We start from the raw sequence: 14,015 nt of genomic DNA, 5'->3' as shown, positions 1-14,015 counted from the left end.
AAGTGCTGATTCTTACTACTGACTAAGCTATAATTCGTCGGTTTTTATTTTATGTGGTAGTGATTACCCAGCTAACAACAAGCAATTTAAGGTCTATCAGCTAAATGCAGTTAATTCGTGGTATCCACAATATTCAGTCAAATCAAGCTTTGAATGATGGACGCGGTTGTGTGCTAACCATAGGTAATTTTGATGGCGTTCATTTAGGACATCAACGAGTAATTAAAGCATTAGTGAAAAAAGCGCAGGAGCTAAATAGTGTCGCTACTGTAATGGTGTTTGAACCTCAGCCTAGGGAACTATTCACACCACAAACGGCACCAGCTCGATTAACACGCTTAAGAGATAAATATGTGTTATTAAAGCAGTTAGGTGTTGAGCGGTTAATTTGTGTGAACTTTAATCGTAAATTTGCCAATATTTGCGCGAACGAATTTGTTGAACATTTATTAGTGCAAAGTTTAAAGATCAAATATTTGATCATAGGCGATGATTTTCACTTTGGTAAAAATCGTCAGGGCAACTTTTCGACCTTACAAGCGGCAAGTAAGCAATTTAATTTTGGCATTTCAGATACCGCCAGTTGTAAGCTGGATAATTGCCGGATCAGCAGTACAGCTATTAGAACTGCACTAGCTCATAATATGCTGGATGATGCCACACAGATGTTAGGTCGACCGTACTCTATTATCGGCCGGGTATTTCACGGTGATAAACGAGGACGCCAGCTAGGTTTTCCTACGGCGAATGTGCTGTTAAAACGACGAGTGTCTCCTGTCTCAGGAGTTTACGTGGTTGAAGTGAAAACTGGTAATGGCAATTTTTATGGCGTCACTAATATTGGCTCAAGACCGACATTTTTTGGTGTGCGTCAGCAGTTAGAAGTGCATCTATTTAATTTTGATTGTGATATATATGGACAACTAATCGAAGTGATTTTATTAAAGAAACTTCGAGAAGAACAAAAGTTTGCTTCGTTAGCTGAGCTAACCGAGCAAATAAAAGCAGATAGTGAACAGGCCCAGCAATATCTTAGGGCATTAGCAAGTAATTAACAGTGAATCCGAGTTAGCTTTGGTCTAACGTCGACAATAATGGATAGTAATGTAAATGAGTGACTATAAACATACCCTGAATTTGCCAGCGACTTCTTTTCCAATGAAAGGAAATATGGCAAATCGTGAACCGCAAATGCTAAAAGATTGGGCTGGTAAAGATCTTTACGGCAAAATTCGCGCCGCTAAGAAGGGTAAAAAATCGTTTATTCTCCATGACGGTCCTCCCTATGCGAATGGCAATATTCACTTAGGTCATGCTGTAAATAAAATTTTAAAAGATATTATTGTTAAGGCTAAAACCTTATCTGATTTTGATTCTCCTTATGTACCTGGTTGGGACTGTCATGGCCTACCGATTGAACTAATGGTAGAAAAGAAAGTTGGTAAACCAGGCCATAAAGTGACGGCGGCAGAATTTCGTCAAAAGTGTCGTGACTATGCGATTAAGCAAGTAGATGGGCAACGAGAGGATTTTAAACGTCTTGGAGTTTTTGGTGATTGGGAAAAACCTTATTTAACCATGAACTTTGATACCGAAGCGAACATTATCCGCGCATTAGGTAAAATCGCTGGAAATGGTCATTTGCAGCAAGGCTTTAAGCCTGTTCACTGGTGTACGGATTGTGGCAGTGCATTAGCCGAAGCTGAGGTAGAATACAAAGATAAACAATCACCAGCAATTGACGTGAAATTTACTGTATCGGATAACAGCATAGCTGATAAGTTTTCTCATCCTGAAAACCACAGTGGTGAAGGGGAAATCTCTGCTGTGATCTGGACTACAACGCCATGGACTTTGCCTGCTAATCGCGCTATTGCTGTTCACCCTGCGGTTGAATATACCTTAGTACAATGTGAAAAAGAGAATGAAAAATTCCGTTTGATTTTAGCGTCTGAGTTAGTGAAGTCTTGCATGGATCGTTTTGGTATTGATAAATATCATGCCTTAGGTTTCTGTAAAGGAGCTGATTTAGATAAAGTTGAAGTTAATCATCCGTTTTATGATTTTACTGTACCAATTATCTGTGGTGATCATGTAACGACAGACTCGGGTACTGGGTGTGTGCATACTGCTGGTGGTCACGGTGTTGATGATTTTTCTGTCAGTAAAAAATATGACTTGGAAATTTTTAATCCGGTTGGAGCAAATGGTGTTTTTCTTGATGATTTACCTTTATTTGCCGGGCAACACGTTTTTAAAGCGAATGCGTCAATTGTTGATGTGTTAAACGAAAAAGGTGCATTGCTGCACCATCATGCTTATGAGCATTCTTATCCTCATTGCTGGCGTCATAAAACCCCGATTATTTTCCGTGCGACACCGCAATGGTTTATTAGTATGGATAAACAAGGGCTGCGTCAAGCATCATTAGAAGAAATTAAAAAGACAAAATGGATCCCTGATTGGGGCCAAAGCAGAATTGAATCTATGGTAGAAGGCCGCCCTGACTGGTGTATTTCACGTCAGCGTACTTGGGGGGTTCCGATTGCGTTATTTATTCATAAAGACACAGGTGCATTGCATCCACGTAGTTTGGAATTAATAGAACAAGTAGCGCAGCGTGTTGAAAAGTCAGGGATTCAAGCCTGGTTTGATCTTGAAGCAGAAGAGTTGATTGGTGAAGACGCTAATGACTTTGTCAAAGTAGCTGATACTTTAGACGTATGGTTTGATTCTGGTGTTACCCATTACTCTGTCGTTGACGCACGAGTTGAGTTTGATAAAAAAGCTGATTTATATTTGGAAGGTTCAGATCAGCACCGTGGCTGGTTTATGTCTTCTATGATGTCATCAGTGGCGATGAATGGCGAAGCGCCTTATTCACAAGTATTAACTCATGGCTTTACCGTTGATGTTAACGGCCATAAGATGTCTAAATCTTTAGGTAATGTTATTACGCCTGCGCAAATTACTAATAAGCTTGGTGCTGATATTTTGCGACTATGGGTTGCATCGGTGAATTATACTCAGGAAATTACTGTTTCTGATGAGATTTTTAATCGTCAGGCAGATGCTTATCGTCGAATTCGTAATACTTCGCGCTTTTTATTAGCGAACATTAATGGTTTTGAACCTTCGCAGCATTCAGTTGCCGTTAGTGATATGGTTGAACTTGATCGTTGGGTATTAGGCCGCGCTGCACAGTTGCAAGATGAAATTGTTCAAGCTTATGATAACTATGAGTTTCATAATGTCGTACATAAATTAATGAACTTCTGTACTACGGAATTGGGCGGTTTTTATCTTGATATTATCAAAGACCGTCAATATACCGCGAAAGACAGCAGTGTTGCTCGCCGTTCATGTCAAACCACAATGTATTTAATTGCTGAAGCAATGACTCGTTGGATGGCACCGATTTTATCTTTTACCGCTCAAGAAATCTGGCAGGCATTACCGTCAGTTGATGGCGAGGAAAGAGGGGAGTTTGTCTTTACTGATGTTTGGTTTGATGGCTTAGTGCATTTAACCGATGATAGCCAATTCAATAATGAATATTGGAACAGCATTTTACAGGTAAGGACTGAAGTCAATAAGGCGTTAGAAAATGCTCGTAAGGAAAAAATAGTAGGTAAAGCACTTGAGGCAAGTGTGACATTATATTCTGTACCTACGCTAGCCAATAAGTTAACGGCGTTGGCGGACGAATTACGATTTGTTTTGATCACTTCTGATGCGACAGTTACGACGGTAGAACAAGCACCAGAGGGAGCTATAGCTACCGAAATTGATGGTTTGTGGTTAACGGTGACGGCTTCTTCCGGAACTAAGTGTGAACGTTGTTGGCATCACACAGAAGATGTTGGCCAGTCTGAAAGTCATCCAACACTTTGTGGCCGTTGTGTGACTAATGTTGATGGTGAAGGTGAACAGCGTAAATTTGCGTAAGTCCATATGGCTAGTTTAATTAGTTAAATTATTATATATGCTCAGAGCTCCTATTTTGGTGTGCTGAGCATTTTTATTTACTCAGAGAATATATATGAGTCAAGTTACAAATAAATCCGGCTTATCCTGGTTGTGGATCACTCTAGTGTGTTTATTGATTGATCAAATAACTAAGCATTGGGTTGCTGGTTCGATGGAGCTACATCAGTCTTTTGAAGTTTTGTCGTTTTTTAATATTACTTACGCGCAAAACCCTGGAGCTGCATTTAGCTTTTTGGCTGATCAGCCAGGTTGGCAGCGCTGGTTTTTTACTTTGATCGCTGTTGCTGCCAGCATCGTTTTTTTAGTTTGGCTTAAACGCACACCTAAAGATCACACTGTCTTAGCGATTGCATTAGCCTGCATGTTAAGTGGGGCATTAGGTAATTTAATCGATCGCGTGCTTTTTGGTTATGTCATCGATTTTTTGGATTTTTATATCGGCAGTTATCATTGGCCAACCTTTAATATTGCTGATTCGGTCATATTTATTGGTGCCGTATTGATGATTATTGATTCGTTTAAACAAAGTAACTCTGAAAATACGCACGCAGTTAAAGAGAAATAATTATGGCTAAGATGATTGAAAACGACTCACAGGTTATTGTTCATATCACGATGAAGTTAGCAGATGGTTCTGCGGCGGATAGTACTAAAGTTAATAATAAGCCTGCTAAAATTATTATGGGAGATGAAAGTATTTCCCCGGCATTTGAACAGCAATTGCTAGGCTTAACTATTGGTAGTAATAAAGAATTTACTTTAGCGGCAAAAGATGCGTTTGGTGAACCGAACCCAGATAACATTCATTATGTTGATGCCAGTAAATTTTCAGTAGACGCCCCAGCGAAAGTGGGAAATATTATTACTTTTACTCAGCCTGGCGGGGTGGAGCTGCCGGGGATGATCACTGAAGTGTCTGGTGACTCTGTAACGGTTGATTTTAACCATCCGCTGGCAGGTCAAGCGGTGACCTTTAATATTGACGTTATTGATATATTGTAAGGTGAGACTATGAATATTATTTTAGCTAATCCTCGCGGCTTTTGTGCCGGGGTAGATCGCGCTATTAGCATTGTCGATCGTGCACTTGATCTGTTTGAATCACCAATTTATGTTCGCCATGAAGTGGTGCATAACAAGTTTGTCGTTAACGGTTTGAAAGAACGCGGAGCGGTATTTGTTGATGAACTAAATGAAGTGCCGGATGACAGTACGGTTATTTTTAGCGCTCACGGAGTATCAAAAGCGGTACGAAATGAAGCTAAAAGTAGAGGCTTAAAAGTCTTTGATGCTACTTGTCCACTAGTGACTAAAGTGCATATGGAAGTTTCACGCGCTAGTCGTAAAGGTATTGAATGTATTCTCATTGGCCATGCTGGGCACCCGGAAGTTGAAGGCACTATGGGGCAATATGAAAACGATGATGGCGGTATTTATTTGGTTGAGTCTGCAGAGGACGTCGCTAAACTTAGCGTAAAAAATTCTGAAGCATTATATTATTGCAGCCAGACGACATTATCGGTTGATGATACTAGTGATGTTATCGATGCGCTTCGGGAAAAATTTCCATCTATTGAAGGCCCACGCAAAGATGATATTTGCTATGCGACACAAAATCGTCAGGATGCGGTGCGGGCAATTGCTAGTGAAGTGGATTTGTTGTTGGTTGTTGGTGCAAAAAACAGTTCTAATTCCAATCGATTAAGGGAACTTGCAGAAAAAATTGGTACTAAAGCGTATCTAATTGATACAGCTGATAATATTGAGCTTGAATGGTTAACAAACGTTAATTCGATTGGAGTAACTGCTGGGGCTTCTGCACCAGCAATACTGGTACAGCAGGTCATAGATATGTTGAAAAACCATGGCGGACAAGAGGTTACTGAATTTCCTGGCCGTAAAGAGGATACGGTATTTGCGGTGCCGCTAGAATTGCGCTAGTCTTAATGAAAGGCTAAAAGTTAAGCAAGTATTTTCACAGTGAGCTTAGGCCTAACTTTAATTAAGCGTTATTAAATGAATAGTGACTGTGCATTGTGAGGATGGCTATTCATTATACGGATGTAAGGTATGGGTTAATGCGGTTCACATTAGTGATTTTTAACACATATGTTCAATTATCTTCGATATTTTATGAAAATAAAATGTCGCTTTCCTGTGTTTATCCATTAAAGTCTATTATATTTTCTTTTATCGGCAGGTATTTTCTTGTCCGTGTTTCTGTAAAGCAAAATGAGTAATGGCTATGAAGCGTTGTAGTAATAAAGGCATGACCTTTATTGAAGTATTAATCGGTTTATTTATTTTAGTAACAGGAGTATTAGGGGCAGTTGCTATGCAAGCGTCAGCGAAAAAAGGCAGCTTTGATGCAATGCAACGTTCTCTAGCTTCTGCGTTAGCACAAGATATTATCGATAGAATGCGCAGTAATGATCCAACTCAGTTAGCAAGTTATGTTGGTAGTGACTATGGCGTTACACTCAATGCTGAACCATCGAAGCGGTGTAATAGTACGGCGTCTTTATGTTTACCAGCGGAAATGGTCACTAATGATCTTTATGAATGGGAGCTGGCATTAACGGGAGCCGATGTTAAAAATGGCACTAGTAATGCGGGTGGATTAGTTGGTGCAACAGGGTGTATTGGGGTGAGTGACAATGCTATTACTGTCGTTATTACTTGGGAAGGACGGACAAAAATTCAAGACGGTCAAAAAGATGGCAGCAACGTCAGTGATTGCGGTGGTAGTACGGCAAATAAGAAACGTCGACAAGTACTCGTGGAGGCGTTTGTTAGCTGATGAATCGTATTAAAGGATTTACTGTTGTAGAGCTACTGATCTCTTTAGCGGTTGGTTTAGGTTTACTTGCAGGTGTATTAAGCGTTTTTGTTGGTATGAAAACCACGACATCCGAAACTTCTAGCTTTGGTGAATTACAAGAAAATGGACGTTTTGCCCTGAACCTATTGACTCATGATTTGTTAAGGCAGGACTTCTGGGGGGATTACACCGGCACATTTGATTTATCAAGCCTTAATGGCGTTGTGCAAGCAGCGCCGACTAATGATTGCGTTGGTCAAGGCATTAATAATGCGACCTTTCCTGTTGCCGCAGGTCATTTTAGAACCTTATGGGGAATAACGGTTGATAGCTCAAATACTAACCCTCTTGGTTGCTTTGCTAATGCTAATCCAGCAAAAGAAGATTCTGACATAGTTCAAATTAAGCGGGTGTTAGGTGACCCGGTGTTGTTAGCAGATGTTGATGATGAACGTTATTATTTAATGACAAATATTGGTCATGGTGAGATTTTCGATGGAGGGGGTGCTACACCTCCTACAATTGATAATAGCCAAATCTGGGAATATCAGCACCATATTTATTATGTTACTGAACAATCTCAGGGCAGCGATAAAGTTCCTGTGTTAATGCAGGGGCGATTGACAGACAGTATGGTATTTTCTCCTGTTGTCGATGGTATCGAAATGATCCGTTTTATGTATGGTGTAGATACTTCTGGTAATGGTATGGTAAATAGTTATATCTCGGCAGATGAGATGAATAATAACCCAGATTATTGGGATAATGCTGCTACTTCAGCAACAGCGTCAGTGACGTCATCAATTATTGCGGTTAAGATTTATGTCTTAGCTCGTAGCGTATTGCCTGATAACAAATACTCTAATACTAATACTTATCACTTGGGTAATCTAGAATATACGGTTGACGATAATTATCGTCGTTTACTGTTTAGTGCGACAGTAACATTGTTTAATGCGAGGATAGACTCATGGCCACCACAAAACTTACCGGCAATTTAACTAAGCAACGTGGTGTTGTTCTAGTTGTCTCGTTAGTATTTTTAATTGCATTGACCGCGGTTGCAGCTGCTTTGATGCAAAATACCACTACTGACATGAAAATGTCGGGTGCTACTGAAGAAGAAGTGGTGGCGACGCAAGAAGCGTTAAGCGCTGCTGACGAGGTGATTTATAATCAGGTAGAGGGTGATACTAACAATTTCGCTCAAAGTTTAGTTAACTTTCCTATTTGCGATGGATTGCTAACTGGCACTAAAACGAGTGCCACAGGTTGCATAGATATTAGAAATAATGATTTTGAACTGGAAGCAGATTGCCCCCACTCTCGTTCTGCTTCTTCCGCTCAGGTATTTACTTGTAATGTTTTAAGATTACAAGTAAATCGAACATATGGTCGAACTGATAGCAGTAATGTTGAGGTAAATTCAGGCATCGCTCAGCAATTATTGCGTAATTAAAGGTTTGTACTCATTGGGGATTTTATGATGAAAAAAACGTTACTCATGGGCATGTTAGCATGCTTGTCAACTATGGTCTCTTCGGAAGATATAGAACTTTATATTAGTGATGTGGTAAAGCAGTCTGCTGCTAAATCTAAAGTGTTAATTATTTTTGATAATTCAGGCAGTATGACGACGGTTGAAGAAGTTAATGATGATTTCGACCCTAATGAAGAATATGCGGCAGAAGCTGCTAGTCATGCTTTTAATGATGGTGCTATTTATTTTAATAAAGGGGGGGCCGATGGTGTCTCAAGTATTCCAACCAGCCCCAGTGATGCCAGACGTTTCAATATAGATATTAATAGTTGCCAAACTGCAAAAGACATACTAGCAAGAAGAGGTACTTATACTGGCCGCATTCGGGAATATAGGTTAAAAGGTAATACCGGTACTTGGGAGGAAATACCTGATAATAACGGACTTAATATCGAAGTACTAGATTGCGAAGATGATGTCATTTTAGAGCGAACGGATGCTGATGGTAATTTGATCTTAGATGGTGACGGTAACGCAATAATCGGTAATCCGAAAAATGCTGATGCTTTAGCTGAAGGTTATCCGGCTGATGGCTTAGGTAATAAAAACAATCCTGAGTATCATGACACGGATATTAACAGCGCAGCAGTGAAAAAGGTTGACTGGTCCGGCCCATTAGTCACTTTGTATACAGCAAAATATTTACGTTGGTTCTATGGGCAAAGTGTCAATAAGGTAACTAAAACCAGACTAAAAATAGCACAGGATAGTATTACTGATGTTATTGAAAGTACCCCTAGTATTGAGTTCGGTTTAGAGGTCTTTAATTATAATCAAGGCGATCTGGCAACCGATGGTAATGGTGGACGTGTTGTAATGGGCATTCGTCAAATGACTTCCACCAATAAAGCAACTCTGATCGATATTATCGATAATGTGATTACGGCAAAAACTTGGACACCGTTATGCGAATCGGTTTATGAAGCTTCACGTTATTTTGCCGGTGCTGCCGTTGATTTTGGTGATGATGATATTAGTCCTGGAGCAGGATATACCAAAAATAAACCGCCGGCAGATTCGACAATAATTGACGGCTCTAAAAATTATAAAGCGCCATTTGATGAATGTACCAGTAAAGCCTTTATTATTTTAGTGACCGACGGTGAACCAACAAAAGATTACGGCGCTGACAGTAGAATAGAAGCATTAACGTCTTTAATGCCGACGGATAGTGTCGATAGTGAAGGCGACCAGGTATTTGAATTGAAAAAATTTACTGAAGAAAGCTTAACAATTGGCAGTAAATATTCTGATGATTATGTTAGTAACAACTATTTACCGGCCCTTGCTGGTTGGATGGAAAATTATGACATTAACCCAGATCTTGATGGTGTGCAGACAGTGTCAACTCATACCATCGGCTTTAGTAGTGGTGCGGATAATGCTAAAGGGTTATTAACTGAAACGGCTAAACGTGGTGGTGGTTCCTATTTTCAAGCTAAGACAGGATTACAATTAACTCAAGCGTTACTTGGTACTTTGCGTAATTTGGAGCCTTCAAACGATAGTTTGACGTCCGCGTCGGTTGCAGCAAATAATTTTGATCGAACCGAAACCTTAAACTCCGTCTATTATGCGATGTTTGATCCGCAGATAGGTCCAAGATGGCAAGGTAATTTGAAAAAGTACAAAGTTACCAATGGTGTACAATTGGGTGTTAATAGTGTTGCCGCCATAGATGAAGACTCTGGCCATTTTTCTGAATTTGTTCAAAGCTACTGGTCATCGGTAACTGATGGCAATAAGGTAGCTGAAGGTGGGGTCGCAGAGTGGTTCGGCACGTTAACCGATACTAATCAACGAACTTTGTATACAGATACCAGTGGTACTGGCTCATTAGCTACTTTTAATTATAGTACTCTTGAAACAGCCTTTACTGATGCTGCGGGGTTGGCGACAGAGCTTAATGTCCCGCAAGATGAAGTGGCTGATTATATTGCTTGGGCTATGGGGAAAAATGTTGATGATGTTAAAGTTGATAATTCAGTGCCAAATATGCGGCCTGATATATTCGGCGATCCGCTTCACTCTAAACCTCTTGTCGTGAATTATGGTGATTTAGGTGAGGGTAAAAGTGCAATACGAATTGTTATCGGTACTAATGCAGGAGCACTGCATATGTTTGAAGATGGTGGCAACTCGGTTAAAGAAAACTGGGCATTTATGCCGACAGAGTTTTTAAAGAATATAAAACCACTGAGAGACAATTATGCTTCTGCCGATAAGGTCTACGGCATAGATGGTCAAATTACCTCCTATTTTGACGACATTGATGGTAATGGTAAAGTCAATGGCAGCGATAAAATGTATATTATTTTTGGTTTACGCCGTGGTGGTAGTTCTTATTATGCATTAGACATTACTAATCCGGATTCTGCCCCTATTTTAAAATGGCATATTACCAATAGTGGTGATTTTAGTGAATTAGGCCAAACCTGGTCAAAACCTAAAGTCGCCTTTTCAAAACTCAATGCTTCAGGTAGTGGCGATAGCGCAGTAGCAAAACCCGTTGTTATTTTAGGCGGCGGTTATGATACGAATAAAGATACTAGTGGACCTGAGTCAGGTGATAGTAAAGGCCGCGCTATTTACATGGTGGATTTAGTCAGTGGTAGTTTATTATGGAGTATGGCCCCATCAGGGGCGACTACAACATTTCCTGGAAATGACAGTATACCTTCGAGTATTGCCACGTTAGACAGTGATGGCGATGGTTTCACCGATAGATTATACACTGGTGATACAGGTGGCAATGTTTGGCGCGTAGATATGCCGGGTGATGATAAGTCCAAATGGACGGTATTTAAATTAGCTAGTTTAGGTAGTGATACTGCTGGAGATGATACCAATGACCTCAGGTTTTTTAATGAGCCATCTATTGTTAGAACTTTTATTTCTGAAACGCTAAAAACAGACATTACTGATGAAGAAGGGGTAACTACACAAATAGTGTCTCATCAGGAAATACCTTATGATGCTGTGTTAATTGGCAGCGGTGATCGCTCGAATCCTCTTGGAACGGATACCGATGACACCTTTTTTATGATCAAAGATAAAAATATTAAGACTCAAGCATTTACAGCTGATTCTACGCCTAAAATTCCGACAGTGATAACTAAGCCAGATTTGTATAATTATACTGATAACCCTTTTGGTGAAACTATGACTAGCCAAGCGAGGGAAACACTTGAATTGGCTGTTAGTGCTAAAGATGGTTGGTATGTTAATTTTACTCAGGATGGTGAAAAAAGCTCGGCTTCAGCAATTGTTATTAATGGTGTTGCTTACTTTACATCATTCACTCCTCCAGAGTTTAGTGGTGAATTAATCGATTGTAAGCCGCCAACAGGTAAAGGCTGGCTATATGCAATCGATTTGGCATTAGGCACTAAAATTTATGATTGGAAGTCGGAAGATGCCGATAATAGAGATGATAGAATTGCCTATATCAGTGAACAGTTTTTAGGTGCTCCAACCTTGATTGTTGTGCCGGAGGATGATGGTGGTGAAACTCCCGGTGATGCGGTTGGTAATATCATTGTTGGTCGTAAAATAATCCCGGTTGGCTTTCAGCTAAGAACGATGAGAACTTATCAATATGTTAAAGAGGAACAATAATGGTTCGTAGTGTTAGCGTTAAATCTTTGTCAGGCGTTACTTTAATCGAATTAATGATTGTGGTTGCCATTATTGGCATTTTAGGTGCGGTCGCGTATCCATCTTATTTAGATCATATTTTGCGTTCTAACCGTTCCGAAGGGCAAAGAGAATTAGTACGGTTTGCTAATTTACAAGAGCAGTTATTTGTTGATACTCGTGCCTACACTAATGACATGTCAAAGTTAGGTGGTTCAGGTAGCACTCATGAAACAGAGCATGGGTATTACAAAATTAAGTCAGCCTTGACAGCTAGTGGTTTTACGTTAACTGCTACTGCGCAAGGCAGCCAGTTAAAAGACACTGGGTGTTTAACTATGACGATATCAGAAACTGGCGCGAAAACACCTAGTAGCGGGTGTTGGGAGTAGTAAAATGAAAATATATGTAAAAAATTTGATTGGTACTTTTTGTTGTCTGCTTAGTTTTTACGGTATCAGTGCGGATGAAAAAAGTCGGCCAAGTAAGCATGTTGATGTTAAATGCTATGTTGAATTAGTCGGTGGTGGAGAAACCGTTGCCTTTTGGAATGTTAGGGAAAAGCAAGTAGCTAAGTTAGCACAACGGATTCATGGGCAAAAAGTACACAGTGCCGGATATGGTAAAAAACAAAACATTTATAAAGTGCACGAATGCGTGTTATTAAAAGATGAATTTTCAACTGAACAAGCCAGACGAGTTGATAATAATACCGCAAGATAAAAGAATGAATATTAACTAGTAATATAAGTTGTAGTTCATTATTACTAGCTACAACTTATTTCATTACCATCTCTGTCTTCATCCTTACCATCATTGTCAGTATCTTGCGTGGTGTATATTCGGCCTGATAATGAAATACTCACGCCGCGCGATAATTCTGCGTAGTTAGATGGGCAGAAACTAAACAAGCTATTAGCTCCGCTGACAAGTCGCCCTGTAGGGGTATAGGTAATTCGTGCTTGATTGAATTTTAATGTATCCCCTGACTCAACTTTTCCTTTAACTTTCACGATATCTTCATCGGCAGCGTCATATTTAGTATCGTCATCTTCATTAGTAAATACTGATAGTTCTGCTTTCCAGTTACCTGTGCAACTGCCTTCGGATAATGGACAAATGGTGACATTTTTTCCACTATTTATAGCTGTGTTTCTTGCGGTTAATACCAATCGGTGGAGTTCTGCAATTTGTGAATCAACTCGGGTTTGCACCATATACTCACTTAAGCTAGGAACGCCGATGGCGAGTAAAACCCCTAAGATAGAAATTGAAATTAATAACTCGATTAAGGTAAAACCCTGAGGTTTGATAATTCTACGACTACATCTACTGCTTAACATGAGTAATATCATCAAATAAAGGCCATACCTTATTTATAACACTGAAAAGCGTATTGTTCTAGCTTAACTCGGGATTGGCGGTAATTATCCGTGCTTTACCTTAAATTAAGAGCTACATGTGATATAAGTGTTACTCCGGTTAACGTCTTGCTTGTTATTACCTTTATTAAATGATTGATAAAGTCTACCTGAGATAGCAACAATAATACCGCGTGCTTTGTTGGCATGATTGTTAGGGCAATACTTAAAGGTACCATTTTGCCCCCAACCTGATAAATGGCCACTTGCTTTATAAGTAATTCCCGTTCGCCCTTTGGCGTATTGTAATTTATCATCATTTTCAATGGCAGGCTTCATCGCAATAATAGCGTCATTGTTATTTAATTGTTTATCGTTATTAGCGTCAGTAAAAACGTATAAAGCTTTTGACCAGTCTTCAACACAAGTATTATCGACTAGAGGGCATAAGGTGGTGTCTTGCCCAGAGTTTATTGCAGAGTTTCTCGCTGTGAGTAAAAGGCGATATAGTGTCGATATTTCATTATCTACGCGAAGTTTGACGATGAAATCCGTAAAGTTGGGAACGGCAATAGCCGTCAGTGAAATTAATATTGAAATTGTGACTAGTAGTTCAATTAAGGTAAATCCATGGTTATTACGCATGTTACTTCATCCTTGAAGTCTA

At 39.7% G+C, this 14,015-nt stretch carries 13 protein-coding genes; 11 read left to right on the top strand and 2 right to left on the bottom strand.

Going from position 1 to position 14,015, the window contains the following annotated elements; all coding sequences use genetic code 11:
* The first annotated feature begins 104 nt into the window (after window positions 1-104).
* The 11 genes from ribF (at window position 105) to QQK06_RS02450 (ending at window position 12,710) form a co-directional block, all read left to right on the top strand.
* Complete coding sequence (gene ribF / locus QQK06_RS02500) at window positions 105-1,055, top strand: bifunctional riboflavin kinase/FAD synthetase (protein WP_284243009.1); 951 nt, start codon at window positions 105-107, stop codon at window positions 1,053-1,055.
* A 55-nt stretch (window positions 1,056-1,110) separates the two neighbouring features.
* Window positions 1,111-3,948 (top strand): isoleucine--tRNA ligase, encoded by a 2,838-nt coding sequence (gene ileS, locus QQK06_RS02495; RefSeq protein ID WP_284243008.1) that lies wholly within the window; start codon window positions 1,111-1,113, stop codon window positions 3,946-3,948.
* Window positions 3,949-4,042: 94 nt separating this feature from the next.
* Complete coding sequence (gene lspA, locus QQK06_RS02490) at window positions 4,043-4,555, top strand: signal peptidase II (RefSeq protein WP_284243006.1); 513 nt, start codon at window positions 4,043-4,045, stop codon at window positions 4,553-4,555.
* Window positions 4,555-4,992: an FKBP-type peptidyl-prolyl cis-trans isomerase gene (gene fkpB, locus QQK06_RS02485; protein WP_284246557.1), complete on the top strand. Its 438-nt coding sequence runs from the start codon at window positions 4,555-4,557 to the stop codon at window positions 4,990-4,992. Before lspA ends, fkpB begins: the two co-directional genes overlap by 1 nt.
* Window positions 4,993-5,001: 9 nt before the next feature.
* Window positions 5,002-5,931: a 4-hydroxy-3-methylbut-2-enyl diphosphate reductase gene (gene ispH, locus QQK06_RS02480; protein WP_284243005.1), complete on the top strand. Its 930-nt coding sequence runs from the start codon at window positions 5,002-5,004 to the stop codon at window positions 5,929-5,931.
* A gap of 304 nt (window positions 5,932-6,235) precedes the next feature.
* On the top strand, window positions 6,236-6,790 hold the full coding sequence (pilV, locus tag QQK06_RS02475) for a type IV pilus modification protein PilV (protein WP_284243004.1): 555 nt from the start codon (window positions 6,236-6,238) through the stop codon (window positions 6,788-6,790).
* Window positions 6,790-7,812, top strand: a complete 1,023-nt coding sequence (locus QQK06_RS02470) for a PilW family protein (RefSeq protein ID WP_284243003.1) — start codon at window positions 6,790-6,792, stop codon at window positions 7,810-7,812. Before pilV ends, QQK06_RS02470 begins: the two co-directional genes overlap by 1 nt.
* Window positions 7,782-8,270 (top strand): PilX N-terminal domain-containing pilus assembly protein, encoded by a 489-nt coding sequence (locus QQK06_RS02465; protein ID WP_284243002.1) that lies wholly within the window; start codon window positions 7,782-7,784, stop codon window positions 8,268-8,270. The genes QQK06_RS02470 and QQK06_RS02465 overlap by 31 nt, the downstream gene beginning before the upstream one ends.
* A 24-nt stretch (window positions 8,271-8,294) precedes the next feature.
* Window positions 8,295-11,969, top strand: coding sequence for a pilus assembly protein (locus QQK06_RS02460; RefSeq protein ID WP_284243001.1), 3,675 nt, complete (start codon window positions 8,295-8,297; stop codon window positions 11,967-11,969).
* Complete coding sequence (locus QQK06_RS02455; protein WP_284243000.1) at window positions 11,969-12,379, top strand: type IV pilin protein; 411 nt, start codon at window positions 11,969-11,971, stop codon at window positions 12,377-12,379. The genes QQK06_RS02460 and QQK06_RS02455 overlap by 1 nt, the downstream gene beginning before the upstream one ends.
* 4 nt (window positions 12,380-12,383) lie before the next feature.
* Window positions 12,384-12,710 carry a TapY2 family type IVa secretion system protein gene (locus QQK06_RS02450; protein ID WP_284242999.1) on the top strand — a complete coding sequence of 109 codons (327 nt, stop codon included), beginning with the start codon at window positions 12,384-12,386 and terminating at the stop codon, window positions 12,708-12,710.
* 44 nt (window positions 12,711-12,754) lie between these two features.
* On the opposite strand, the gene QQK06_RS02445 is transcribed toward QQK06_RS02450, so the two are convergent.
* Window positions 12,755-13,330, bottom strand: coding sequence for a GspH/FimT family pseudopilin (locus QQK06_RS02445; RefSeq protein ID WP_284242998.1), 576 nt, complete (start codon window positions 13,328-13,330; stop codon window positions 12,755-12,757).
* 105 nt (window positions 13,331-13,435) lie between these two features.
* Window positions 13,436-13,993 carry a GspH/FimT family pseudopilin gene (locus tag QQK06_RS02440; protein ID WP_284242997.1) on the bottom strand — a complete coding sequence of 186 codons (558 nt, stop codon included), beginning with the start codon at window positions 13,991-13,993 and terminating at the stop codon, window positions 13,436-13,438.
* Between the last annotated feature and the right edge of the window lie 22 nt (window positions 13,994-14,015).

Source organism: Thalassotalea insulae (assembly GCF_030161395.1).
GTDB lineage: Bacteria > Pseudomonadota > Gammaproteobacteria > Enterobacterales > Alteromonadaceae > Thalassotalea_E > Thalassotalea_E insulae.
The sequence above is the reverse complement of the archived record's forward strand: the minus strand, read 5'-3'. Positions and strand labels throughout refer to the sequence as shown.

Bases quoted from the DNA above. Each gene is read 5' to 3' on its own strand.
- QQK06_RS02470 (WP_284243003.1), top strand. From the start codon at position 6,790: ATGAATCGTATTAAAGGATTTACTGTTGTAGAGCTACTGATCTCTTTA.
- QQK06_RS02460 (WP_284243001.1), top strand. From the start codon at position 8,295: ATGATGAAAAAAACGTTACTCATGGGCATGTTAGCATGCTTGTCAACT.
- lspA (WP_284243006.1), top strand. From the start codon at position 4,043: ATGAGTCAAGTTACAAATAAATCCGGCTTATCCTGGTTGTGGATCACT.
- QQK06_RS02440 (WP_284242997.1), bottom strand. From the start codon at position 13,993: ATGCGTAATAACCATGGATTTACCTTAATTGAACTACTAGTCACAATT.
- ispH (WP_284243005.1), top strand. From the start codon at position 5,002: ATGAATATTATTTTAGCTAATCCTCGCGGCTTTTGTGCCGGGGTAGAT.
- QQK06_RS02445 (WP_284242998.1), bottom strand. From the start codon at position 13,330: ATGTTAAGCAGTAGATGTAGTCGTAGAATTATCAAACCTCAGGGTTTT.
- ribF (WP_284243009.1), top strand. From the start codon at position 105: ATGCAGTTAATTCGTGGTATCCACAATATTCAGTCAAATCAAGCTTTG.
- QQK06_RS02465 (WP_284243002.1), top strand. From the start codon at position 7,782: ATGGCCACCACAAAACTTACCGGCAATTTAACTAAGCAACGTGGTGTT.
- QQK06_RS02455 (WP_284243000.1), top strand. From the start codon at position 11,969: ATGGTTCGTAGTGTTAGCGTTAAATCTTTGTCAGGCGTTACTTTAATC.
- QQK06_RS02450 (WP_284242999.1), top strand. From the start codon at position 12,384: ATGAAAATATATGTAAAAAATTTGATTGGTACTTTTTGTTGTCTGCTT.
- pilV (WP_284243004.1), top strand. From the start codon at position 6,236: ATGAAGCGTTGTAGTAATAAAGGCATGACCTTTATTGAAGTATTAATC.
- ileS (WP_284243008.1), top strand. From the start codon at position 1,111: ATGAGTGACTATAAACATACCCTGAATTTGCCAGCGACTTCTTTTCCA.